The sequence below is a fragment of the Janibacter alkaliphilus genome (assembly GCF_013408565.1).
GTDB classification, from domain to species: Bacteria; Actinomycetota; Actinomycetes; order Actinomycetales; family Dermatophilaceae; genus Janibacter; species Janibacter alkaliphilus.
This window is the reverse complement of the sequence record NZ_JACBZX010000001.1, coordinates 2,535,874-2,555,299: the sequence shown is the minus strand read 5'-3', so window position 1 is coordinate 2,555,299 and position 19,426 is coordinate 2,535,874. Positions and strand designations below refer to the sequence as shown.

Here is a 19,426-nt window from a genome sequence, read left to right as displayed (position 1 = left end):
TGACCTCGTTCGACGGACATCCTGACTGGCCAGGTGAGCCTGGCGGGAGAGGATGCCCTTATGGGTGCATCGAGGAGGAAGTTCACCCCGCAGTACCGGCGTGATGCTGCACGTCTGGTCATCGACTCGGGACGCACGATCCGTGCGGTGGCCGACGAGATCGGTGTTGGTGAGCAGCTGCTGGGTCGGTGGGTGGCCGCGGAGCGGGCGCGGATGGATGACCCGCCGCCGGCGGTCGACATCGATGAGCGGGCCGAGTTGGAGCGGCTGCGGGCGGAGAACGCTCAGCTGCGGATGGATCGGGAGTTCCTGAAAAAAGCGGCGGCCTTCTTCGTGGCGGAGAACGCGTCGAACCAGACGCCGCGTTCGCAGTGATCCACGCGGAGAGGGCCACCGTGCAGGAGAACAGCGTGCAGGAGCCCCGCGCGAGTGTGGAGCGGATGTGTGAGCTGCTCGAGGTGTCCCGTTCGGGCTACTACGACTGGGCGGTCCGTCAGCAGGGCGGGCCGGGGCCACGGGCCCGGCGCCTGCTCAACCTGGCGGTGAAGGTCTGCGCCGCGCACGAGGACTCCGACGGGGTGTACGGGGCGCCGCGGATCACCGCCGAGCTGCGCGCCGCGGGTGAGGTGGTGTCGGTCAAGACCGTCGCGAAGGTGATGCGCCGCAACGGGATCGCCGGGGTCAGCCCGCGCGCGTGGCGCCCGGTGACCACGATCGTCCATCCGGCGCCGCACGCGATCCCGGACCTGGTCGAGCGCCGTTTGGACCGTGAGGGGCTGAACCAGGTCTGGACCTCCGACATCACCTACCTGGCCACCGGCCAGGGCTGGTTGTACCTGTGCGCCGTGCGTGACGGGTGCTCACGCCGGGTCATCGGATACGCGTTCAGCGACTCCTTGCACACCGACCTCGTCGAAGAGGCGTTGAGCCGCGCGGTCCAGTTCCGCGACACCTCCACCGGGTCCACCGAGGACGTGGTCTTCCACGCCGACCGCGGCTGCCAAGGCGGATTCAACTGGTCGTCGCAACACCTCGTCGTGGAGGTGTTCAGTGGTTCGTCATCAGCAGGCAGCGGATCGGGCGGTTCGTCCGAAGTTGAGGTCGCCGGGTCATCCGAAGTTTCAGCGGCATGTCGAGGTGGCGTTCTGGGAGCAGATCGCTGCGGGGCTGTTGCCTGAGAAGGCGTGCGGCGTGATCGGCGTGGCGCCAGCGGTGGGCGCTCGGTGGTTCCGCAACGCTGGCGGGATGGCGCCGTTCGATCTGAAGTTTCAGCCTTCGGCCGGTATCTGTCATTCGCTGAGCGTGAGGAGATCGCGCTGCTTCGCGCGCAGGGCGAGGGAGTGCGTGAGAACGCCCGCCGTATCGGTGGTGATCCCGGGACGGTGTCGCGGGAGCTGCGTCGCAATGCGGCGACCCGCGGCGATACGCGTGAGTACCGGGCGTCGGTGGCGCAGTGGAAGGCTGACATGGCCGCCAAGCGACCCAAGATCGCCAAGCTCGTGGCCAACCCGCGGCTGCACGAGTACGTGCAGGAGCGCCTGGCCGGGCAGGTCAGCCTGCCGGACGGGATCGCGGTCCTGGGGCCGAGGCCACCACGGTTTACCGGGCGTAACACGCCGCACCGCAAGGACAGGCCGTGGTCGCTGGCGTGGAGCCCGGAGCAGATCGCCAACCGGATCAAGCTCGACTCCCCCGATGATGAGTCCATGCGCATCAGCCACGAGGCGATCTATCAGTCGCTGTACATCCAGGGTCGTGGCGCGCTCAAGCGCCGGGATCATGGCGACTACCGCCGCTTCTCCCCTGCGGCCGCTGCCACGCCCTCCTCTTCATCCAAACCGAAATGTTCGGCGATTCGGTTTAACGTGTGCTGTTGCCGCAGCTTGCAGGCGCTGTGCTGACTGGCAAAGAGGCCCGGTTCACGGAGAGCTTCCTCTGCCGAAACGGTGTGGTGCCATCGCACCGGAACGGCGTACTCGGCGAGCTCATCCGAGTCGGGCTCCCCCTCTGGCCCATGGCGGTACCGACCTATCAGTGACTGGTTCGCCAACCGGACCCAGCCTCCGTCACTCTCTACCTTGGCCGCGTCGAAACGCTGCGCCTCCGCCAAGGTGACACCCACCGCGACGTATCCCCGCTGCGGCAGATACACATTGACCCGCGCGCCGACCGGGAGATTGCGCAGGGTTCGCGAGTACCAGTTGCCACCACCAGCAGATATGAACCCCAGCCTGCGGCCGTCCTCCCAGGCACGTGATTCGTCGTCACCGAAGCTCACATACCAGTCGATGCCGTTCCAGGGTTGCTGCTTCCGGGACGTCGTCGACGCGCCACCGGGCGTTGTGTCCGAGTGAACGAGCCATGAGCGGGTGAGGTACTGACGACCCTCATCCTCGTAGAAGGAGAAGAAGACGGCGTTGATTGGTACTCCGAACTCGCGCAAGTACTCGACGATGCGTTCTGAGCTGTCGTCTAGTTCCGTGGCTACCACAGTCATCCGGAGGTCAACGTTGACCTCGTCGGGGAATGCGATGCCGAAGGTGTCTGCGAACGCCTCAGCAAGGGGGCGCTTCAAGAACTCGGTTGCCATCTCGACGACGTCGTCGGATTCGAGCGTCTTCACCCAGGAGGCGTAGTCAAGAGTCTGCGCCACGACGTCCCGCGGTGATCGGTCACGCTTGAGCTCAAGCACGACCAGATTTGCATCCGTATCGATGGCCAGCAGATCGATGTACTTGCCGTAAGGGGTGCGTACCTGTCGTCCGATGATCAACAACGGCTCGCCGAGAAGATTGGAGTCACGCTCGAGGAACTCCTCCAGCAGGACCTCCGTCGGAGTGCCCGTGGTCACGAGCCGGCGGGTCTTTCCACCGTCAACCCGCCAGATCCCGGTCTCGACAGGCATGTCCTTCGCTCCAATCCAGGTCTGTCCAACTTCAGGGACAGCATCCCATGCTGGCGCGCTGCCGCAGGGACGTTGCGGTCTCGCGCGCAACCACCGCTCGCCGGCGCGACGTGTCCGCCATCAATCTATGTGCGCCTGTGTCGAAGCGTGCGTTGCCTCTTCGCTTCCGCTCTGAGATCCCTGTGTTAAGCATCTCCTCATGGGCATCCAGGAGATGAGTGCGTACGACCAGGCCGCCTGGCAGGCGAGCATGGATGCCGTCTACAAGTCACGCACTAAGCGTCGTGTTCCCGCTCAAGCACGGGAGTTCGCAGAAAGAGTGAGTCAAGCAGCATCGTCCGGTTACGACGCAATGCCTATGCGCGACCAAGCGGAATGGGTGATGGAGAAGGCATTCGACGGTGCGATGGCGGTCACATTCCGTCCGGCGCTTCGCTCGGTGAGGCCTACGGCCATGATCAACCGTGCGCAGGAGCGACACCCCGAGATCGGTGAGCTCAGCGACCCGCGCTCTCTGTCGCTGGTCGATTGCGACAAGCTTCGACGATCGCGCGCCGGCTTGACGGTTGCCACTGCGGCGGAGGGTGGAGGCAGTTCCTTGGCCGTCACGGGCGCCGAGATCGCCACAACGGTGTCGGGCGGAACAACGGCAGCCGTGGCGTTCGCTGCTATAGCTGCCGACACGACGGCGACCATGGCTGCGATGGGGCGAGCGATCGGGACCGTCGCTTCCACATACGGCTACGACGTCCGCGACCCTGACGAAGAGTTGTTTGCCCTCGGCGTCATGTCCCTGGCATCGGCGGGGACACTCACGGGCAAAACCTCCGCCATGGCGTCCCTCTCTCGGCTAACTCAGCAAATGACGCGCCAGGCCACGTGGCAGCAGATGCGGCGGAACGTCCTGGTGAAAGCCATCGACAGCACATACAAAGCCCTCGGGTTCAAGCTAACCCGAAGGAAGCTCGCCCAGGCAGTCCCAGTCGCGGGTGTCCTGCTGAACGCAAGCGTAAATGCTGGTTTGGTCAACCAGACATTCAAGCAGGCAGAAGCGGTATATCGGCTGCGGTTCCTCTCGGAGAAGTACGGCATCGACCCCGCCGAGTGGCGGCGTGAGCAGGCGGACGACCCCTCTGATTACGAGGGGTTCGTGAGGGCCGACGAAGAGCTTGAGCGGGTCATGGAAATGACGAGATCGGACGAGGCCTCGCGTATCAGGGGGTCCTGACCTACTTGGCCAGTGCGCGAGAGCTTCGAATCGTCATGACCGACCACCACGGCTCGCACGATCACCCAGATTCTGAGCACAACAGAGTTGACGACGGGACTGCTGAAGGTTCGATTGACACCAGTTCTGTGGGGCCGTGAGGTCCCGCTGAAGGATGTCGGCATGCCTGCACCCCATCCCAAAGAGTTCCGTGACGACGTGGTCGCTGTCGCCGGCAAGGGCGAGACTCCGATCGCGCAACTGGCGAAGGACTTCGGGATCTCGGAGTCGTGTCTGAGGAATTGGCTCAAGGCCGCTGACGTGGAGGACGGGATCCGTCCGGGCGTGACGAGGGCTGACTCCGAGGAGCTGAAGGACCTCAAGCGACGCAACCGGGCCCTGGAGCAGGAAAACGAGGTGCTGCGCCGCGCAGCGGCGTACCTGTCGCAGGCGAACCTGAGGCTGGGTCAGTCCCCAAAATGACGTACCCGCTGGTCCTGGACCTTGCCGCTGACGGGATCCCCGTTGCGGTGACCTGCGGGCTGCTCGGGGTCTCCCGGCAGGCCTTCTACTCCTGGAGAGCTCACCCGGTCGGTGAGCGGGACCTGGTCGACGCGTACGCCACCAACGCCGCCTTCGAGGTCCACCGCGACGACCCCGGGTTTGGGTACCGGTTCATCGCCAACGAGCTGGCCGAGGCCGGGCACGAGATGTCGGAGCGGCGGGTGTGGAAGGTGTGCTCGCAGGCCGGGATCGTCTCGGCGCACGCGAGGAAGCGGGGTCGTTCCAAGAAGCCGGGGCCGCCGGTGCACGACGACCTCGTCGAGCGGGACTTCACCGCGGCCGAGCCGAACCGGCTGTGGCTGACTGACATCACCGAGCACCCCACCGGTGAGGGGAAGTTGTACCTGTGCGCGGTCAAGGACGTGTGGTCCCGCCGGATCGTCGGGTACTCGATCGACTCGAGGATGACCAGCCACCTCGCGGTCGACGCCTTGGAGATGGCCATCGCCCGCCGCGGCCGCGAGCAGGTGGCCGGGTGCGTGGTCCACGCGGATCGAGGCAGCCAGTTCCGCTCCCGTCCCTACGTCGCCGCCCTGCACCGGCACGGCCTGCGCGGGTCGATGGGCCGGGTCGCCTCCTCGGCGGACAGTGCCGCGATGGAGTCCTTCTTCTCCCTGCTCCAGAAGAACGTCCTCAACGTCCGTCGCTGGGACACCCGCGACCAGCTCCGCCTGGCGATCGTCACCTGGACCGAACGCACCTACCACCGCCGGCGCCGGCAACGCGCCCTCGGCAAGCTCACCCCGATCGAGTTTGAGACCATCAACCGAGCCGCTCACGCGGCCTGAAACACCACACCGGAAGTGTCAACCAGACCTTCAGCAGTCCCGACCACAACCACGACGGCATGCCCGCACTCGAGCGCCACTGCGACGTGGCGGTGATCGGTGGCTCGTCCGCGGCACTGGCCACGGCGCTGGAGCTCACTCGCCAGCGCCGTCAGGTGATCGTCATCGACGACAACCCCGAGGACCACCACCCAGGGATGAAAGTCCCGCGACCGTCCGACCAAACCAGCCGAGAGGACCTCCGCGCCCATGGGGTCGAAGTTCTGACCGGATGCGTCCTCTCGGTCCGCGCACGAGAGAGCGGAGGCTTCGAGGTAGGTCTCACCGGCGACAACACCCTCGTAACCGGCCGGGTGATCGTCGCGACCAACCCGACCGACAACCTGCCCAGCGTCGCCGCAGACGCCGACATCACCCCCTTCGCCCATACCCTCCCCGCCACGGCAGACGGCCGCGAGCTGGCAGCCGAGATCGCCGCCAGCCTCGCCGATGAGGACCTGCACACCCCCGACCGCCCCGGCGGCACCGAAGCCGACTGGGACCGCCGCTACGCCGACGACGAGCACACCTGGAGCGGCAACCCAACGGCACCCTCGCCACCGAGCTCCACGGCCTCACCCCCGGCCGGGCCCTCGACGTCGGCGCCGGCGAGGGCGCCGACGCGATCTGGCTCGCCGAGCACGGCTGGGAGGTCACCGCCAACGACATCTCGGGCAACGCCCTCGCCCAGCTCGCCAACGAAGCCGCCCGCAGGCACCTGCCGATCCAGGTGGTCCGCAGCGACATCAACGAGCCCTCCCCCTTCGCCGCCCAGACCTACGACCTCGTCTCGCTGCAGTACGGCTCCTTCACCCGCACCCCCGACGACCGCGGCCTGCGCAACCTCCTCGACGCCGTCGCCCCCGGCGGAACCCTGCTCGCGGTGCACCACGACCTGGCCGCCATGCGCGAACCCGTCGACGTCACCACGACCACCCGCTTGTACGACCCGGACGCCTACGTCGGGGTCGACGCGATCGCCGCGGCACTGCGCACCGACCCGCAGACCTGACAGATCGAGGTCGAGCAGACCCGTCCTCGGCCGGCCGGCGCGGTGAGCACCCACCACGTCGACAACGTCGTGCTGCGCGCCCGGCGAACCGGCTGATCCGGGCGGATTGCCTTGTCGACAAACAACCCTTGTGCGAGCCACCGCACGCCCCGCCCGAGGACTGACCGGGCGCTCCCCCCAGTGCCTACAACCGCACGAGCATCTTGCCGGTGTTGGCGCCGGTGAGCATGTCCATGAAGGCCTGGGACGCGGCGTCCAGACCCTCGCGCACCGTCTCGTCCCAGCGGATCTCGTCGGCGGCGATCCAGCCGGTCATCCGCTGCTGGAACTCCTCACGCACCTGGTCGGCGTACTTGCCGACGATGAAGCCGCGCAGGGTGAGCCGCTTGCCGATCGCCAGAGCGAGGTTGCGCGGGGCGCACGGCGGCTCGGTCGAGTTGTACTGCGCGATCGCCCCGCACATCGCGACCCGGCCGTCGGTGTTGAGGCTGGCGATCGCGGCCTCGAGGTGGTCACCGCCCACGTTGTCGAAGTAGACGTCGATCCCGTCCGGCGCGGCCGCCCCGAGCTGCTCGGTCACCGACCCGTCGTGGTAGTCGAAGGCCGCGTCGAATCCCAGCTCACCGAGCCGGGCGACCTTCTCCGCCGACCCGGCCGACCCGATCACCCTGGCCGCGCCGCTCAGCCGGGCGATCTGCCCGACGAGCGAGCCGACCGCGCCGGCCGCCCCGGAGACGAAGACGGTGTCCCCTTCGCGCATCTCACCCGCGACGAGCAACCCGGCATACGCGGTGATCCCCGGCATCCCGAGCACACCGAGTAGGCGCTGTCCGCGGCCGCGGAGGTGTCGACCGCCGTCACCGAGCTCGCCTCGAGCACCGCGTGCTCGCGCCAGCCCAGCCGGTGCAGCACCGAGGTCCCGACGGCCAGGTCGTCGCTACGCGAGGCGATGACCGTGCCGACCGCGCCGCCGTCGAGCGGAGCGTCGATGGCGAAGGGAGGGACGTAGGACTTCACGTCGTTCATCCGGCCGCGCATGTACGGGTCGACCGACATCACCGAGTTCGCCACGAGCACCTCGCCGTCGGCGAGCTCGGGGATCGCGGTCTCGACGATCCGGAAGTTCTCCGGCGTCGGCGCGCCCTGCGGCCGCGAGGCGAGGTGCACCTCGCGGGTGGTCGTCGGGATGCTCTGGTCTGGGGTGCTCACGAGAGGTCCTCGTGGACGGTGCAGCGGGTACGAGCTGTCGGGTTTGCGGTGATGGTTGTCGGCGGGCGAACGGCTGCCGGGACGGGCCGGCTCAGCGCTCGAGCAGCCGCAGCAGCGCCTGCGCCGCGCCGGCGGAGGACGCCGGGTTCTGCCCGGTGACGAGCCGACCGTCCTCGACGACGTGCTCCTGCCCGTCAGTGCCCTTGCGGTAGTCGGCGCCTGCCGCGATCAGCGCGTCCTCGACGAGGAAGGGGACGACCTCGGTCAGGCCCGCGGCCTGCTCCTCACCGTTGGTGAACCCGGTGACCCGGCGACCGGTGACGAGGAGGCTCCCCCCTTCGTCGGTGGCCTCGCGCAGGATCCCCGGGGCGTGGCAGACCAGGCCGAGCGGCCGCTCGGCGGCCATGGTCTCGCGCAGCACCCGCTGGCTGTCGGCGTCACCGACGAGGTCCCACAGCGGGCCGTGCCCACCGGGGTAGAAGACGGCGTCGAAGTCGGCCGGGTCGATCTCGGACAGCACGGTGGTGCTCCCCAGCGCGGCCTGCGCCTGCTCGTCCTGCTCGAAGCGGCGGGTCGCGTCGGTCTGCGCCTGCGGGCTGGCGCTGTTCGGGTCGACCGGCGACTGCCCGCCCTTCGGCGAGGCGAGGGTGACCTCGTGGCCGGCGTCGACGAAGACGTAGTACGGCGCGGCGAGCTCCTCGAGCCAGAAGCCGGTCTTGTTGCCGGTGTCGCCGAGCTCGTCGTGGGAGGTGAGGATCATGAGGATGCGGGACATGAGATGCCTTTCGTGAGGTGTGTTCGGTCGGTGTGTGCGAAGGGGGTGCCGGGCGAAGGGGGTGACCCGGCCCGGTCTGGTCAGTCCAGGTCGACGGTGTCGTAGCTGTCGATGAGCCGCTGCCCGAGCGAGCGCAGCAGGTCGGCCTCCTCGGGGGTCAGGTCGAGCCGGTTGCCGACCTCGTGGCGCACCTGTGTGGCCGGGCCGGTCAGCTCGCGGCCGGCGTCGGTGAGCGAGACGCTGACCCGACGCTCGTCCGCCGCCGAGCGGGTGCGCCGGACCAGGCCCATCGTCTCCATCCGCTTGAGCAGCGGCGAGATCGTGCTGGCGTCGAGGTGCAGCTGCTGGGCCAGGTCGGCGACGCCGAGGCCGTCCTCGTCCTTGAGCAGCAGCAGGGTCGCGAACTGCGGGTAGGTCAGCCCGAGCCGGGTCAGCCCGGGCCGGTAGGCGTTGGTCACCGAGCGGGAGGCCGCGTAGAGGATGAAGCACAGCTGCTCGCGCATGTGCGGCATCTCCTCGCCAGCCACGGCTGCGGAGAGCGAAGGGGGCGAGGAGGGCGCTGCGTCCTCCGTCGGCGCAGGTGCGGTCGTGCCCGCCATCGAGGTCGCCACCGGTCAGTCCCGGGTCGAGCCGAGGGCCCAGGCGACGAGGGCGGGCTGGAAGGCGAGCCGGACGGCCCGCTTGCGGTCGCTGTCCAGGCCGAAGGCGTCGAGGCCGGCCCGGTACTGGTGGATGTTGCCCGGGGTGACCGCGGCGAAGAACGCGGCGACGACGTCACCGACGAGACGCTGGTGCTTGGGCAGCGCGATGAGCGCCGCTCCCTGCGCGATCTCCACGACACCGGAGGCGAGGACGACGGCGTCCTTGGACCCGGGCACCCAGTCGGGCACCTGCGCCTGGAACTCCTGCCGCTCGGTCGTGAGGTGGCCGACGCCGGCGCGGACGAGGAAGGCGCCGAGGGCGAGGCGAGCCACGGTGCGGGCGGTGCTCATGGGAACCCCTCCGGGGTTGCGGATGCAGCGACCTCCTCAGGTTTGCACACCATTAGTTGGTGCACAAATCATTGATGCTGGGGGTGCGTCGATGGCCTAGCGTGGTGATCAAAGAGCGGGCACTGCTCCCGAACCCAACAGGACGACGATGACCCCACCACTGAGCACCCAGCACTCTCCCCTTCGCCGCACCACGCTGCGCGCCACCGCCACCGCCTCACTCGCAGCCCTCGCCCTCACCGGCTGCTCGATGGGTTCCTCCGACGAGGAGGAGCAGTCCCCCACCGAGACCCAGACCGAGTCCACCGAGACGCCCAGCGAGACCCCCAGCGAGACCCCGACCGAGACCAGCACGACCAGCGAAACCTCGGAGGAGTCCGGGCAGAGCTCCTCGGCGGCCGCGCCCGCCTCCGGAGACGTCGCCGAGCCCGGGACCGAGGTCTCCGTCGGTGACTCGGTGGTCACCCACGTCCAGACCAGCGGGGAGAAGTCGGACGAGTACTTCGGGTACGCGACGCTCTCCACCACGGTCACCTCGGCGGAGCAGGGCGATCCTGCCCTCTTCGAGGAGGCGGAGAACTCCGGCGACTTCGCGGGCATGACCCCGTGGTTCGTCAAGGCCGAGCACGAGTGGCTGACCTACGAGGGCGAGCCGAACGGGAACATGATCCCCAACCTTGTCGCCTTCAACAGCGAAGGGGGCGAGGTGAGCCCGGTGATGAACTCCACCTGGAGCGGGGGCATCGACGGCTGCGACATCTCGATGCCCGACGAGAAGGGCGTCGGTGAGAAGGCCACCAACTGTCACGTCTTCGCCGTCCCTGACGGGCAGCAGGTCGCGGCCGTCGGCTGGCGCGGCGACGACTACGCCGACGGCGGTGGCAGCGCCTCGGACAACCCGTACTACGACGACCCGGTGGTGTGGACGGTCGACTGACCGGCGGGCCGTCCGCGGCCCCGCGGCTCAGCCCATCGGGCTGGGGGTACGGTGACTGACACCGTAAATGCGATCCATTCTCATTCGTCCCTTGGCTGCTGGATCGGGGACTCGTGACGCACACGTCACCCGTGATGACCTCGCACACCCTCCCTTCGCCCGATCACGACGGGACCCACGACCACGGCGCGTCGCACGACCGCCACGACCACGACGGGATGCCCGCGCTGGAGCGCCGCTGCGACGTCGCCATCATCGGCGGATCCGCCGCCGGTCTGGCCGCCGCGCTGCGGTGAGGTGCTCATCTCGAGGTCCGTGACCTCGGCGAGGACGGCTTCAAGGTCAGCCTGACCGGCGGCAACACCCTGCGCGCCCGCCGGGTGCTCGTCGCCACCGGGCTGACCGACGAGCTGCCCGACATCGACGGGCTGGCCGAGCACTGGGGGCGCGGGGTGATCCACTGCCCGTTCTGCCACGGCTTCGAGATCCGTGACCAGCGGGTGGTCCAGGTTGTGACCCATCCGATGGGCCTGCACCCCGCGCCGGTGCTCGCGCACCTCACCGACCAGCTCACCGTCGTGCTGCACGGAGGTGTCGAGGTCGACGAGGACGCGCTGGGCGCGCTTGCCCGGGCGGGGGTCTCGGTCGAGCGGGCGGAGGTGAGCCGGGTGGTTTCCGGCGAAGGGGGTGAGCTCGCCGCCGTGGTGCTCGGCGACGGTCGTGAGCTGGCGGCCGATGTCGTCGTCGTCGGACCGCGCTTCCGGGCGCGGGTCGACGCGCTGAGCGGTCTCGGGCTGAGCGCCACCGCCCACGTCAGCGGGGCCGGCGAGGTGCTCGAGGTCGACCCGCGCGGGCAGACGGCGGCGCCGGGCGTCTTCGCCGCAGGCAATGTCACCGACCCGATGCTGCAGGTGCTGACCGCTGCGGCGCAGGGCAGTCAGGTGGCGGTGGCGATCGCCTTCAGCCTGGCCGAGGAGGACCTGCGCGCGCCGGAGCGACGTGGCGGCAACGAGGCCGACTGGGACCGCCGGTACGCCGACGAGGACCACACGTGGAGCGGCAACCCCAACGGGACGCTCGTCGCCGAGCTCGACGGGATGACGCCCGGGCGGGCGCTCGACGTCGGGGCCGGCGAGGGCGCCGACGCGCTGTGGCTCGCCGAGCACGGGTGGCAGGTGAGCGCCGGCGATCAATGCGCCCTCGGTCGATCGGGGGCCCTTGTCTACGGCAAGGTACCGACAGGCCGCGCTTCGATGTCTGGCGCCGTGCCGTCTTTCCGCGCCGCACCTTCTGACGGGGCCTGATCCTTCGGCGGCGGGATCGAGCCTCGAGCACGCGACCATTTCGCGCTCCTCGCCGACCGACCGGAGAGCCGCATCGCCACGATCGCTCTCCCTGGTCAGCAAGAACCAACGACGACGGCCCCCGACCGTGATGGTCGGGGGCCGTCGTGGTGCTGGTGGGCGATACTGGGTTTGAACCAGTGACCTCTTCCGTGTCAAGGAAGCGCGCTACCACTGCGCCAATCGCCCGAGACATGCAAGGTTCTGCATGGTCGAGGTGGAGACGGGATTTGAACCCGTGTAGACGGCTTTGCAGGCCGTTGCCTCGCCTCTCGGCCACTCCACCATGAAGGCGGTGAACCTTCCGAGCGGATGACCGGCCTCGAACCGGCGACCTCAACCTTGGCAAGGTTGCGCTCTACCAACTGAGCTACATCCGCACTCCCGCCCCGCTCTCGCGGTGCGTGCGGAGCGACATTAGCCCATCGGCGCGGCCAACTCCAAACCCAGGGTGAACCCTTCGGGACGCCTGCGCGGCCCGCCTATCCTCGGGCCATGGCAGCCACCCACGAGGTCACCAACCAGGTCCCCCCCTTCGTCGGTCACGACGTCTACGGCAGCGACCCGGTGCTGACCGAGGCGGTGGGCCGGTGGGGCGGTTCGCCCCCCTCGGCGGGGGCGGACCTCACCGTGCTGGGGCGCCGCGCCGGCAGCGCCGAGGCCGACGAGCTCTCCCAGCGGGCCAACCGCAACACCCCCCGCCTGGTCACCCACGACCGCTGGGGGCACCGGGTCGACGAGGTCGAGTTCGACCCCGCCTGGCACGACCTCATGCGCGTCGCCACCGAGGCGGGGCTGACCGGGGTGCCGTGGAGCGAGCCCGAGGACAGCGGCGCGCACGTGCGCCGGGCGGCCGGCTTCGTCACCTGGAGCCAGGTCGAGGCCGGGCACATCTGCCCGATCACCATGACCAACGCCGCCGTCCCGGCGCTGCGCCACTCCCCCGAGCTGGCCGCGATGTGGGAGCCCAAGCTCACCGCGCGGGCCTACGATTTCGGGCTGCGGCCGGTCGCCGAGAAGGCCGGAGCCATCGCCGGCATGGGCATGACCGAGAAGCAGGGCGGCTCCGACGTGCGCGCCAACCGCACCCGCGCGGTCGCCACCGACGGCGGACCGCTGACCGGGCGCACCTACCGGCTCACCGGGCACAAGTGGTTCTGCTCGGCCCCGATGAGCGACGTCTTCCTCGTCCTGGCGCAGACCGACGGCGCCGACGGCAGCCCGAGCTGCTTCCTCGTGCCGCGCGTCCTCGAGGACGGCAGCCGCAACACCTTCGCCCTGCAGCGCCTCAAGGACAAGCTCGGCGACCGCGCCAACGCCTCCTCCGAGGTCGAGCTGGACGGCACCTGGGGCGCCCTCGTCGGGGACGAAGGGCGGGGCGTGCGCACGATCATCGACATGGTCGCCATGACCCGGCTGGACTGCGTGCTCGGCTCGGCGGCCACCACCCGCGCCGCGCTCACCCGGGCGGTGCACCACGCCCGGCACCGGCAGGCCTTCGGCGCCACCCTGATCGACCAGCCACTGATGCGGGCCGTGCTCACCGACCTCTCGCTGGAGTCCGAGGCGGCCACGCTGCTCGGGATGCGCCTGGCGCACGCCATCGACGCCGGCGACACCGACCTGGCCCGCCTGGGCGTCGCCGTCGGCAAGTACTGGGTGTGCAAGCGCACCCCGACGCTCGTCGCCGAGGCGCTGGAGTGCCTGGGCGGCAACGGGTTCGTCGAGGAGAACGGCATGGCCCGGCACTACCGGCAGGCGCCGCTGAACTCCATCTGGGAGGGCTCGGGCAACGTCAACGCGCTCGACGTGCTCCGCGCCATCGGCCGCCAGCCCGCCTCGCTCATGGCGCTGCTCAAGGAGGCCTCGACCGCCCGCGGCCAGCTGACCGACCTCGACGCCGCTCTCGACGCCCTGGAGGCCGAGGTGGCCGGCCTGGCCGGGCTCTCCGAGGCCGAGGCGGCGATGGGCGCGCGCGGGCTCGTCGAGCGGCTGTGCCTGACCTTGCAGGGCGCGCTCATGGTGCAGCACTCCCCCGCGCCGGTGGCCGAGGCCTTCGTCCGCTCCCGGCTCGGGGACGCCCACGGGCACGGCGTGGGCACCCTCGAGCCGGGGCTGGTCACCCTCGCCGGAGACCTGGCGATCGAGCGCGCCGCCGTCGCCTGACGGTGCGGCGCGGCGCCCAGCTCTCGGCGCTCGGCGCGGTGCTCAGCTCTCCGCGAGCCGCTGCTTCTCCGCCTCGACGTCGAAGTCCACCTCGGGCCACTGCGGCTCCATCGCCTGCAGGTGCTCGCGGACGAGGTTCATCACCGCCAGGCGGGCGTACCACTTCCGGTCCGCGGGCACGACGAACCACGGCGCGGTGTCCGTGCTCGTCTTGTCGATGACCGCCTGGTAGGCCTCCTGGTAGTCCTCCCAGTAGCCGCGCTCGTCGACGTCCGCCGGGTTGTACTTCCAGTGCTTGTCGGACCGGTCGAGGCGCTCGGCGAGGCGCTCGCCCTGCTCCTCCTTGCTGATGTGCAGCATGACCTTCACGACGGTGGTGCCCTGCTCGACGAGCCGCTTCTCGAAGTTCGTGATCTGGCCGTAGCGGCGGGCCCACTGCACCTTCGGGACGAGGTCGTGGACGCGCACGATGAGCACGTCCTCGTAGTGGCTGCGGTCGAAGACGCCGATCTCGCCGGGCTCCGGCACGGCGTTGCGGATCCGCCAGAGGAAGGGGTGCTGCTTCTCCTCCTCGGTCGGCGCCTTGAAGGAGGTCAGCGCCACGCCCTGCGGATCCATCGTGCCGACGACATGACGCATGATGCCGCCCTTGCCGGCGGTGTCCATGCCCTGGATGACGAGCAGCAGCGACCGGTTGCCGCCGGCGCTGGCCTCGGCGTAGAGCTGCTCCTGCAGGTCGCTCACCGGGTCGGCGAGCTCGTCGAGGAGCTCCTTGCCGTCCTTCTTGTCCCCGTCGAAGGCGGGGGTGCTGCGCGGGTCGATCGATGCCAGGTCGGTGCCCGGCTCGACGCGCAGCGCCTCGGTCCAGCTCGTGCGCAGCGGGCGCTGCTCGGCGTCGACCGCGCCCTTGCGGGCGCTCTTCGGCATCGCGGCCTTGGCGTCCTTGCTCCTCGAGTCCTTGCTCGTGGCGCTCTTGCCCTTGGTGTCCTTCACCTTCGCGCTCTTGCCCTTGGCGTCCCCGGCCTTGGCCTTCTTGCTCTTGGCGTCCTTCGGCTTCGCGGTCCTGGCCGTGGCGTCCTTGGGCTTGTTGCCCTTGGGCTTGGAGTCCTTGCCCTTGGTGTCCTTCGGCGTCGCGCCCTTCGGCTGCTTGCTCGTCTTGGCCATCCCCGCATCATGTCAGGACGCCCGACGCCGCGACGCCGAGATCGGCGGACCACTTGGCAGGATGGCGCCATGCGCCTGCTCATCGCTCCCCCCGCGCCGGCCGACCCCGAAGCCGCGCCCGCGGCACCCGACGCCCTCACCGACGAGGACCTGAACCGGCTCTACGACCACGACGGGCCGCTGCTGCGGACCAACTTCGCCACCACCCTGGACGGATCGGCCACGGGCGCCGACGGGGTCTCCGGGTCGATCAACACCGACGCCGACCACCGTGGCTTCGCCGCGATGCGACGCGCCGCCGACGTGCTGCTCGTCGGTGCGGGCACGGCCCGGGCGGAGGGTTACCGGGACGACGGGCCGCCGATGGTCGTGGTGAGCCGGCGCGGGGAGCTGCCGGAGCTGCTGGCCGGCAGCGACCGGGTGGTGCTGGCGACCTGCGCGAGCTCGGGGCACGACGACGGCGACTCCACCTGGGTGTGCGGCGACGAGGACGTCGATCTCGCCGAGATCGTGCGCCGCTGCCAGGGCCGGGTCGGGCCGCACGTGCTCTGCGAAGGGGGCCCCAGCCTGGCCACCGACCTGCTGGCCGCGGGTCTCGTCGACCAGGTGGCCCTCTCCTGGGTGCCGCGCCTGGTCGGCGGCGCCCAGGGCGAGCACCCTCGGATGCTGCAGGGACCGTCGCTGGACCTCGGCGCCGACCCGGTCCACCTGCTCGAGGAGGACGGCACGCTCCTCGGGCTGTGGCAGGTGCGCGCCGGCTCCTGAGCCACCGGTCAGAGGACGAAGTCGGTGACCACCCGGTCCCAGCGGGCCGGGTCGACGTTCCACTCCTTGCAGTGCCGGGCCAGCGACCACGGCTCGAAGGTGATGAGGTCGGGGCGGGCCGCGGCCAGCGCCTCCGAGGGAGCCACCGGCACGAACTCGTCGTCCCGGGAGTGGATGAGCAGCATCGGGTGGCTCAGCTCGTCGGCCCGGCGCACCCAGTCGGTGCGGGCCACGTCCAGGCGCTCGTCGAGGCCGATGAGCCCGCGCGCCCAGCGCTGCGCCATGAGGGTGCGGCTGAGGTCGCTGACCGGCGCCGGGACCGAGTGCAGCCGGGCCTGGTGGGCGAGCACGTCGGCCCAGTCGATCACCGGACCGTCGAGGACCGCGCGGCTGACCATCGGCGCGAGCACCGAGCGGTCGAGCAGCTGCAGCACGATCGCGCCGCCCATCGACCAGCCGACCAGGACGATCTCCTGCGCGCCGCGGGAGATCGCCATCCGCATCGCCGCCTCGATGTCCCGCCACTCGGAGAGGCCGAGGTTGTAGCGGCCGTCGTGACCAGGCGGGGCCTCGGTGTCGTTGCGATAGCTCGGCAGCAGGCTGGTCAGCCCGGCGCGGTGCAGCGCCGGCACCGCGCGCAGCCCCTCGAAGCGCCGGGCCCCGCGCCCGTGCACGAGCACCGCCCACCGCGAGCCGACCCCGGCCGCGCCCGGCACGATCCACGCCGGCATCGCGCCGAGGTCGCCGTCGACGAGCACGTCCTCGTAGGGCAGCCCGAGGTCGGCGCCGGGGTCCTGGCCGTAGTAGTAGCTGTCCAGCCGGCCCGGGCCCACCCGCGGCACACCGCGATCCACGCCGAGCAGGCGGCGGCGCACCCGACCGAGCTCGCGGTCCAGCTCGAGCACGTCCCCGAAGCGCAGGTGCACCTCCTCACCGCCCTGCCACAAGCCGTAGCGCCCGGGCACCACCGTGTCCGGCGTGGCGTCGAGGGTGATCGAGTCGGTGTGCAGCACCCGCACGACGACGTCGTCCGGGCGGTACGGGTCGGGGGTGAGCACCCGGCGGGCGAAGTAGGTCGCGGCACCGAACCAGGCCGACCCGGCCCCGGCCAGGGCACCACCGATCGCGGCGCCGCCGATGGTCGCGGCGCGCCGGCTGGTGCGGCTCGGGCTCACGGCACCATCGTCTCAGGTCATCATGGTGCTGTGAGACAACCCTTCCCGCTGCCGGTGGACCCGATGCTCGCCAAGGCCGTCGCCACGGTCCCGGAGGCCGGCACGTCCGGCACCGGATACAGCTACGAGCCGAAGTGGGACGGCTTCCGCTGCATCGTCCTCAAGGACGGCGACGAGGTCGAGCTGGCCAGCCGCGGCAAGAAGCCGCTGACCCGCTACTTCCCCGAGGTGGTCGCCGCCTGCCGCGAGCACCTGCCCGAGCGGATCGCCCTCGACGGCGAGATCGTCGTCCGGGCGGGCGAGCCGGGCGCGCAGCGGCTGCACTTCGAGCACCTCGGCCAGCGCATCCACCCGGCCGAGTCACGGGTGACCCGGCTGTCCGAGGAGACCCCGGCGGAGGTCATCGCCTTCGACCTGCTGGCCGTCGGTGACGACAGCCTGCTCGACCTCCCCTTCGCCGAGCGCCGGGCACGGCTGGTGGAGGTCTTCGCCGGGATCGACGACGCGGCGCCGCTGCACCTGACCCGGGTCACCGACGACCCGGCCGAGGCGCAGGAGTGGTTCACCCGCTTCGAGGGCGCCGGGCTCGACGGGATCGTCGCCAAGGCGCTGGACGCGCCCTACTCCCCCGGCAAGCGGACGATGCTGAAGATCAAGCACAAGCGCACCGCCGAGGCGGTCGTCACCGGCTACCGGGTGCACAAGTCCGGCGAAGGGGTCGGCTCGCTGCTGCTCGGGCTCTACCACGACGGGCATCTCGTCAACGTCGGCGGCATCGCCGCCTTCACCATGGCCCGGCGCCGCGAGCTCGTCGAGGAGCTGGCGCCGCTGGTGGTGCATGACGAGGACGGCCAGGTCGCGCACGCCGAGACCGACCGCTCCCGCTTCTCCTCGAGCAAGGACGTCTCCTACGTGCCGCTGCGGCCGGAGCGGGTCGTCGAGGTCGCCTTCGACCAGCTCGAGGGCTGGCGCTTCCGGCACACCGTGCAGCTGGTGCGCTGGCGCCCGGACCGCGACCCGACCTCGTGCACGCTCGACCAGATCGACCGCGCCCCCGCCTACGACCTCGGGGACGTGCTGCAGGGCTGAGCGGCTGTCCCTCCTCCTCCCCGCTCAGGGGTGCAGCCGGGCACCCTTGATCGTCTTGTCGACCGCGTTCTTCGGGCCGCGGACGGCGATGCCGACGAGGTCGAGCTCGGCGGTCGGCACCGCCCGGACCGCCGCCCGGTTGGCCTCGTCGTGGCCGGTGGCGAAGAGCTCGCGGGTGTAGATCGCCATCGGCATGCCGCGGCCGAGGGCCCTGCCGTGCGCCCGCCGCATCGTCTCGGCCTCGGCGACGAAGACGAGCACCGGCTGACGCAGCATCGGCAGGTAGCGCTGCCCGTCGGCATCCTCGTAGGGCTCCCCGACGAGCCCCTCCTGGCTGGTGGCGATGCCGCTGACGAGGAAGGAGGTGACGTTGAGCTCCTGCCACGGCTCGAGGTCGTCGGAGACGAGGACGGCGATCTTCGTCGCGAAGGAAGGACCGTCAGGATCGGTGAGATCAGGCATGGCTGCAGCATCGGCCGACCGACCGCGGGTGGTCTTGTACGTTGCGGACATGGAGCAGGTCCGGGCATGGGACCCCGGTGTGCCTGGGGTCGCGGAGGTCTTCCATGCCACCTTCGACCGGCACGCCTACCCGGCCCACACCCACGACCGCTGGACCCTGCTCGTCGTCGACCAGGGGGCGGTGAGCTACGACCTCGACCGCTGGGGCCACCACGCCGCTCCGTCGCGGGTCACGATCCTGCCGCCGCACGTGCCGCACGACGGCCGCTCGGCACGGGAGGGCGACGCCTTCCGCAAGCGGGTGCTCTACCTCGACGAGGGCTGGCTGCCGCCGCCGTCCATCGCGGCGGCGGTCGACGCACCGACGCTGCTGCGCCCCGACCTCGCGACGACGGTCGACCAGCTGCACCAGGCGCTGGCCGAGCCCGGCGAGCACCTGGCGGCGGAGGGACTCCTGCTCGACGTGCAGGAGGCGGTGACCGAGCACCTGCACGGCGCCCGTCCGACCGAGGCCGACGACGCCCCGCTGGCGGCCCTGCTGCGCGCCCTGCTCGACGACCGGCTCGCCGAGACGGTCACGCTCGACGAGGCGAGCACCGTGCTCGGCGCCACCCCGCGCCACCTGTCGCGGTGCTTCACCCGCGCCTACGGGATCCCGCCGCACCGCTACGTCACCGGCCGGCGGATCGATCGCGCCCGGTCGTTGCTGCTTGCCGGGACGCCGACCGCCGAGGTCGCGACCGTTACCGGCTTCCACGACCAGCCGCACCTGACCCGCCACTTCCGCCGGCTCGTCGGGACGACCCCGGCCGCCTTCGCCGCCGGCTGACGGCG

At 70.4% G+C, this 19,426-nt stretch carries 20 protein-coding genes, 3 tRNA genes and 2 pseudogenes; 13 read left to right on the top strand and 12 right to left on the bottom strand.

Translation table 11 applies throughout. The features are described 5' to 3' along the window. Positions 1–60: 60 nt before the first annotated feature. From BJY28_RS12170 to BJY28_RS12165, 3 genes and pseudogenes are all read left to right on the top strand, one after another. Positions 61–375, top strand: a complete 315-nt coding sequence (locus BJY28_RS12170; RefSeq protein WP_179463242.1) for a transposase — start codon at positions 61–63, stop codon at positions 373–375. Between the two features lie 20 nt (positions 376–395). Beyond that, positions 396–1,178: an IS3 family transposase gene (locus BJY28_RS15905; protein WP_218875329.1), complete on the top strand. Its 783-nt coding sequence runs from the start codon at positions 396–398 to the stop codon at positions 1,176–1,178. Continuing rightward, a pseudogene (locus BJY28_RS12165) lies at positions 1,096–1,772 on the top strand (transposase); the annotation flags it as partial. The gene BJY28_RS15905 and the pseudogene BJY28_RS12165, both read left to right, overlap by 83 nt. Positions 1,773–1,786: 14 nt before the next feature. Here the strand turns inward: BJY28_RS12165 and BJY28_RS12160 are convergent. Continuing rightward, positions 1,787–2,905: an endonuclease NucS domain-containing protein gene (locus BJY28_RS12160; protein ID WP_179463241.1), complete on the bottom strand. Its 1,119-nt coding sequence runs from the start codon at positions 2,903–2,905 to the stop codon at positions 1,787–1,789. A gap of 199 nt (positions 2,906–3,104) precedes the next feature. Here BJY28_RS12160 and BJY28_RS12155 point away from each other — a divergent pair, with 199 nt between their 5' ends. Both BJY28_RS12155 and BJY28_RS12150 read left to right on the top strand, forming a co-directional pair. Continuing rightward, positions 3,105–4,133: an EcsC family protein gene (locus tag BJY28_RS12155; RefSeq protein ID WP_179463240.1), complete on the top strand. Its 1,029-nt coding sequence runs from the start codon at positions 3,105–3,107 to the stop codon at positions 4,131–4,133. Positions 4,134–4,295: 162 nt separating this feature from the next. Beyond that, a protein-coding gene (locus BJY28_RS12150; protein ID WP_425485712.1) for an IS3 family transposase occupies positions 4,296–5,464 on the top strand; the annotation gives its coding sequence in 2 pieces (ribosomal slippage) (positions 4,296–4,556 and positions 4,559–5,464; 1,167 coding nt in all). On the opposite strand, the gene BJY28_RS15900 is transcribed toward BJY28_RS12150, so the two are convergent. Then, positions 5,452–6,030: a hypothetical protein gene (locus BJY28_RS15900; protein ID WP_218875327.1), complete on the bottom strand. Its 579-nt coding sequence runs from the start codon at positions 6,028–6,030 to the stop codon at positions 5,452–5,454. The two genes, BJY28_RS12150 and BJY28_RS15900, sit on opposite strands and share 13 nt — an antisense overlap. Between BJY28_RS15900 and BJY28_RS15895 the strand changes: the two genes are divergently transcribed. Beyond that, positions 6,000–6,515 (top strand): class I SAM-dependent methyltransferase, encoded by a 516-nt coding sequence (locus BJY28_RS15895; RefSeq protein ID WP_218913215.1) that lies wholly within the window; start codon positions 6,000–6,002, stop codon positions 6,513–6,515. The genes BJY28_RS15900 and BJY28_RS15895 overlap by 31 nt on opposite strands. 184 nt (positions 6,516–6,699) lie before the next feature. On the opposite strand, the pseudogene BJY28_RS12140 reads toward BJY28_RS15895, so the two are convergent. From BJY28_RS12140 to BJY28_RS12125, 4 genes and pseudogenes are all read right to left on the bottom strand, one after another. Further along, positions 6,700–7,724 (bottom strand): annotated as a pseudogene (locus BJY28_RS12140) (NADP-dependent oxidoreductase). A gap of 91 nt (positions 7,725–7,815) precedes the next feature. Next, on the bottom strand, positions 7,816–8,499 hold the full coding sequence (locus tag BJY28_RS12135; protein WP_179463239.1) for a type 1 glutamine amidotransferase domain-containing protein: 684 nt from the start codon (positions 8,497–8,499) through the stop codon (positions 7,816–7,818). 80 nt (positions 8,500–8,579) lie between these two features. Further along, entirely contained in the window at positions 8,580–9,002 is a 423-nt protein-coding gene (locus BJY28_RS12130) for a MarR family winged helix-turn-helix transcriptional regulator (protein WP_246313401.1), read from the bottom strand. A gap of 111 nt (positions 9,003–9,113) precedes the next feature. Continuing rightward, positions 9,114–9,491, bottom strand: coding sequence for a DoxX family protein (locus BJY28_RS12125; RefSeq protein ID WP_179463238.1), 378 nt, complete (start codon positions 9,489–9,491; stop codon positions 9,114–9,116). Positions 9,492–9,639: 148 nt separating this feature from the next. On the opposite strand from BJY28_RS12125, the gene BJY28_RS12120 reads away from it, so the two are divergent. From BJY28_RS12120 to BJY28_RS12115, 3 genes are all read left to right on the top strand, one after another. Beyond that, complete coding sequence (locus BJY28_RS12120; RefSeq protein WP_179463237.1) at positions 9,640–10,428, top strand: hypothetical protein; 789 nt, start codon at positions 9,640–9,642, stop codon at positions 10,426–10,428. 134 nt (positions 10,429–10,562) lie between these two features. Next, on the top strand, positions 10,563–10,724 hold the full coding sequence (locus BJY28_RS15890) for a hypothetical protein (protein ID WP_218875325.1): 162 nt from the start codon (positions 10,563–10,565) through the stop codon (positions 10,722–10,724). Between the two features lie 51 nt (positions 10,725–10,775). Beyond that, positions 10,776–11,732: an FAD-dependent oxidoreductase gene (locus tag BJY28_RS12115; protein WP_281367046.1), complete on the top strand. Its 957-nt coding sequence runs from the start codon at positions 10,776–10,778 to the stop codon at positions 11,730–11,732. Positions 11,733–11,885: 153 nt separating this feature from the next. Here BJY28_RS12115 and BJY28_RS12110 read toward each other — a convergent pair. The 3 genes from BJY28_RS12110 to BJY28_RS12100 form a co-directional block, all read right to left on the bottom strand. Next, a tRNA-Val gene (locus tag BJY28_RS12110) sits at positions 11,886–11,960 on the bottom strand. 26 nt (positions 11,961–11,986) lie between these two features. Beyond that, a tRNA-Cys gene (locus BJY28_RS12105) sits at positions 11,987–12,057 on the bottom strand. 21 nt (positions 12,058–12,078) lie between these two features. Next, positions 12,079–12,151 (bottom strand) — tRNA-Gly (locus tag BJY28_RS12100). 115 nt (positions 12,152–12,266) lie between these two features. Between BJY28_RS12100 and BJY28_RS12095 the strand changes: the two genes are divergently transcribed. Then, a complete protein-coding gene (locus tag BJY28_RS12095) occupies positions 12,267–13,937 on the top strand; it encodes an acyl-CoA dehydrogenase family protein (RefSeq protein WP_179463236.1) in 1,671 nt (556 codons plus the stop codon). 42 nt (positions 13,938–13,979) lie between these two features. Here BJY28_RS12095 and BJY28_RS12090 read toward each other — a convergent pair whose 3' ends face one another. Continuing rightward, a complete protein-coding gene (locus BJY28_RS12090) occupies positions 13,980–15,101 on the bottom strand; it encodes a PPK2 family polyphosphate kinase (protein ID WP_179463235.1) in 1,122 nt (373 codons plus the stop codon). A 69-nt stretch (positions 15,102–15,170) separates the two neighbouring features. Here BJY28_RS12090 and BJY28_RS12085 point away from each other — a divergent pair, with 69 nt between their 5' ends. Further along, on the top strand, positions 15,171–15,866 hold the full coding sequence (locus tag BJY28_RS12085; protein ID WP_179463234.1) for a dihydrofolate reductase family protein: 696 nt from the start codon (positions 15,171–15,173) through the stop codon (positions 15,864–15,866). An 8-nt stretch (positions 15,867–15,874) separates the two neighbouring features. On the opposite strand, the gene BJY28_RS12080 is transcribed toward BJY28_RS12085, so the two are convergent. Then, positions 15,875–17,041, bottom strand: a complete 1,167-nt coding sequence (locus BJY28_RS12080; protein WP_179463233.1) for an alpha/beta fold hydrolase — start codon at positions 17,039–17,041, stop codon at positions 15,875–15,877. Between the two features lie 30 nt (positions 17,042–17,071). On the opposite strand from BJY28_RS12080, the gene BJY28_RS12075 reads away from it, so the two are divergent. Beyond that, complete coding sequence (locus BJY28_RS12075; protein WP_179463232.1) at positions 17,072–18,130, top strand: ATP-dependent DNA ligase; 1,059 nt, start codon at positions 17,072–17,074, stop codon at positions 18,128–18,130. A gap of 24 nt (positions 18,131–18,154) precedes the next feature. Here BJY28_RS12075 and BJY28_RS12070 read toward each other — a convergent pair whose 3' ends face one another. Further along, a complete protein-coding gene (locus BJY28_RS12070; RefSeq protein ID WP_218875320.1) occupies positions 18,155–18,592 on the bottom strand; it encodes a DUF2000 domain-containing protein in 438 nt (145 codons plus the stop codon). A 49-nt stretch (positions 18,593–18,641) separates the two neighbouring features. Between BJY28_RS12070 and BJY28_RS12065 the strand changes: the two genes are divergently transcribed. After that, on the top strand, positions 18,642–19,421 hold the full coding sequence (locus tag BJY28_RS12065) for an AraC family transcriptional regulator (protein ID WP_179463230.1): 780 nt from the start codon (positions 18,642–18,644) through the stop codon (positions 19,419–19,421). Positions 19,422–19,426: the final 5 nt, after the last annotated feature.

What these genes read in the sequence shown, in the direction of transcription:
- BJY28_RS12095 (WP_179463236.1), top strand. Translation starts at nt 12,267, where the DNA reads ATGGCAGCCACCCACGAGGTCACCAACCAGGTCCCCCCCTTCGTCGGT.
- BJY28_RS12155 (WP_179463240.1), top strand. Translation starts at nt 3,105, where the DNA reads ATGGGCATCCAGGAGATGAGTGCGTACGACCAGGCCGCCTGGCAGGCG.
- BJY28_RS12130 (WP_246313401.1), bottom strand. Translation starts at nt 9,002, where the DNA reads ATGCGCGAGCAGCTGTGCTTCATCCTCTACGCGGCCTCCCGCTCGGTG.
- BJY28_RS15890 (WP_218875325.1), top strand. Translation starts at nt 10,563, where the DNA reads ATGACCTCGCACACCCTCCCTTCGCCCGATCACGACGGGACCCACGAC.
- BJY28_RS12120 (WP_179463237.1), top strand. Translation starts at nt 9,640, where the DNA reads ATGACCCCACCACTGAGCACCCAGCACTCTCCCCTTCGCCGCACCACG.
- BJY28_RS12085 (WP_179463234.1), top strand. Translation starts at nt 15,171, where the DNA reads ATGCGCCTGCTCATCGCTCCCCCCGCGCCGGCCGACCCCGAAGCCGCG.
- BJY28_RS12070 (WP_218875320.1), bottom strand. Translation starts at nt 18,592, where the DNA reads ATGCCTGATCTCACCGATCCTGACGGTCCTTCCTTCGCGACGAAGATC.
- BJY28_RS12065 (WP_179463230.1), top strand. Translation starts at nt 18,642, where the DNA reads ATGGAGCAGGTCCGGGCATGGGACCCCGGTGTGCCTGGGGTCGCGGAG.
- BJY28_RS12135 (WP_179463239.1), bottom strand. Translation starts at nt 8,499, where the DNA reads ATGTCCCGCATCCTCATGATCCTCACCTCCCACGACGAGCTCGGCGAC.
- BJY28_RS12160 (WP_179463241.1), bottom strand. Translation starts at nt 2,905, where the DNA reads ATGCCTGTCGAGACCGGGATCTGGCGGGTTGACGGTGGAAAGACCCGC.
- BJY28_RS12170 (WP_179463242.1), top strand. Translation starts at nt 61, where the DNA reads ATGGGTGCATCGAGGAGGAAGTTCACCCCGCAGTACCGGCGTGATGCT.
- BJY28_RS12125 (WP_179463238.1), bottom strand. Translation starts at nt 9,491, where the DNA reads ATGAGCACCGCCCGCACCGTGGCTCGCCTCGCCCTCGGCGCCTTCCTC.
- BJY28_RS12090 (WP_179463235.1), bottom strand. Translation starts at nt 15,101, where the DNA reads ATGGCCAAGACGAGCAAGCAGCCGAAGGGCGCGACGCCGAAGGACACC.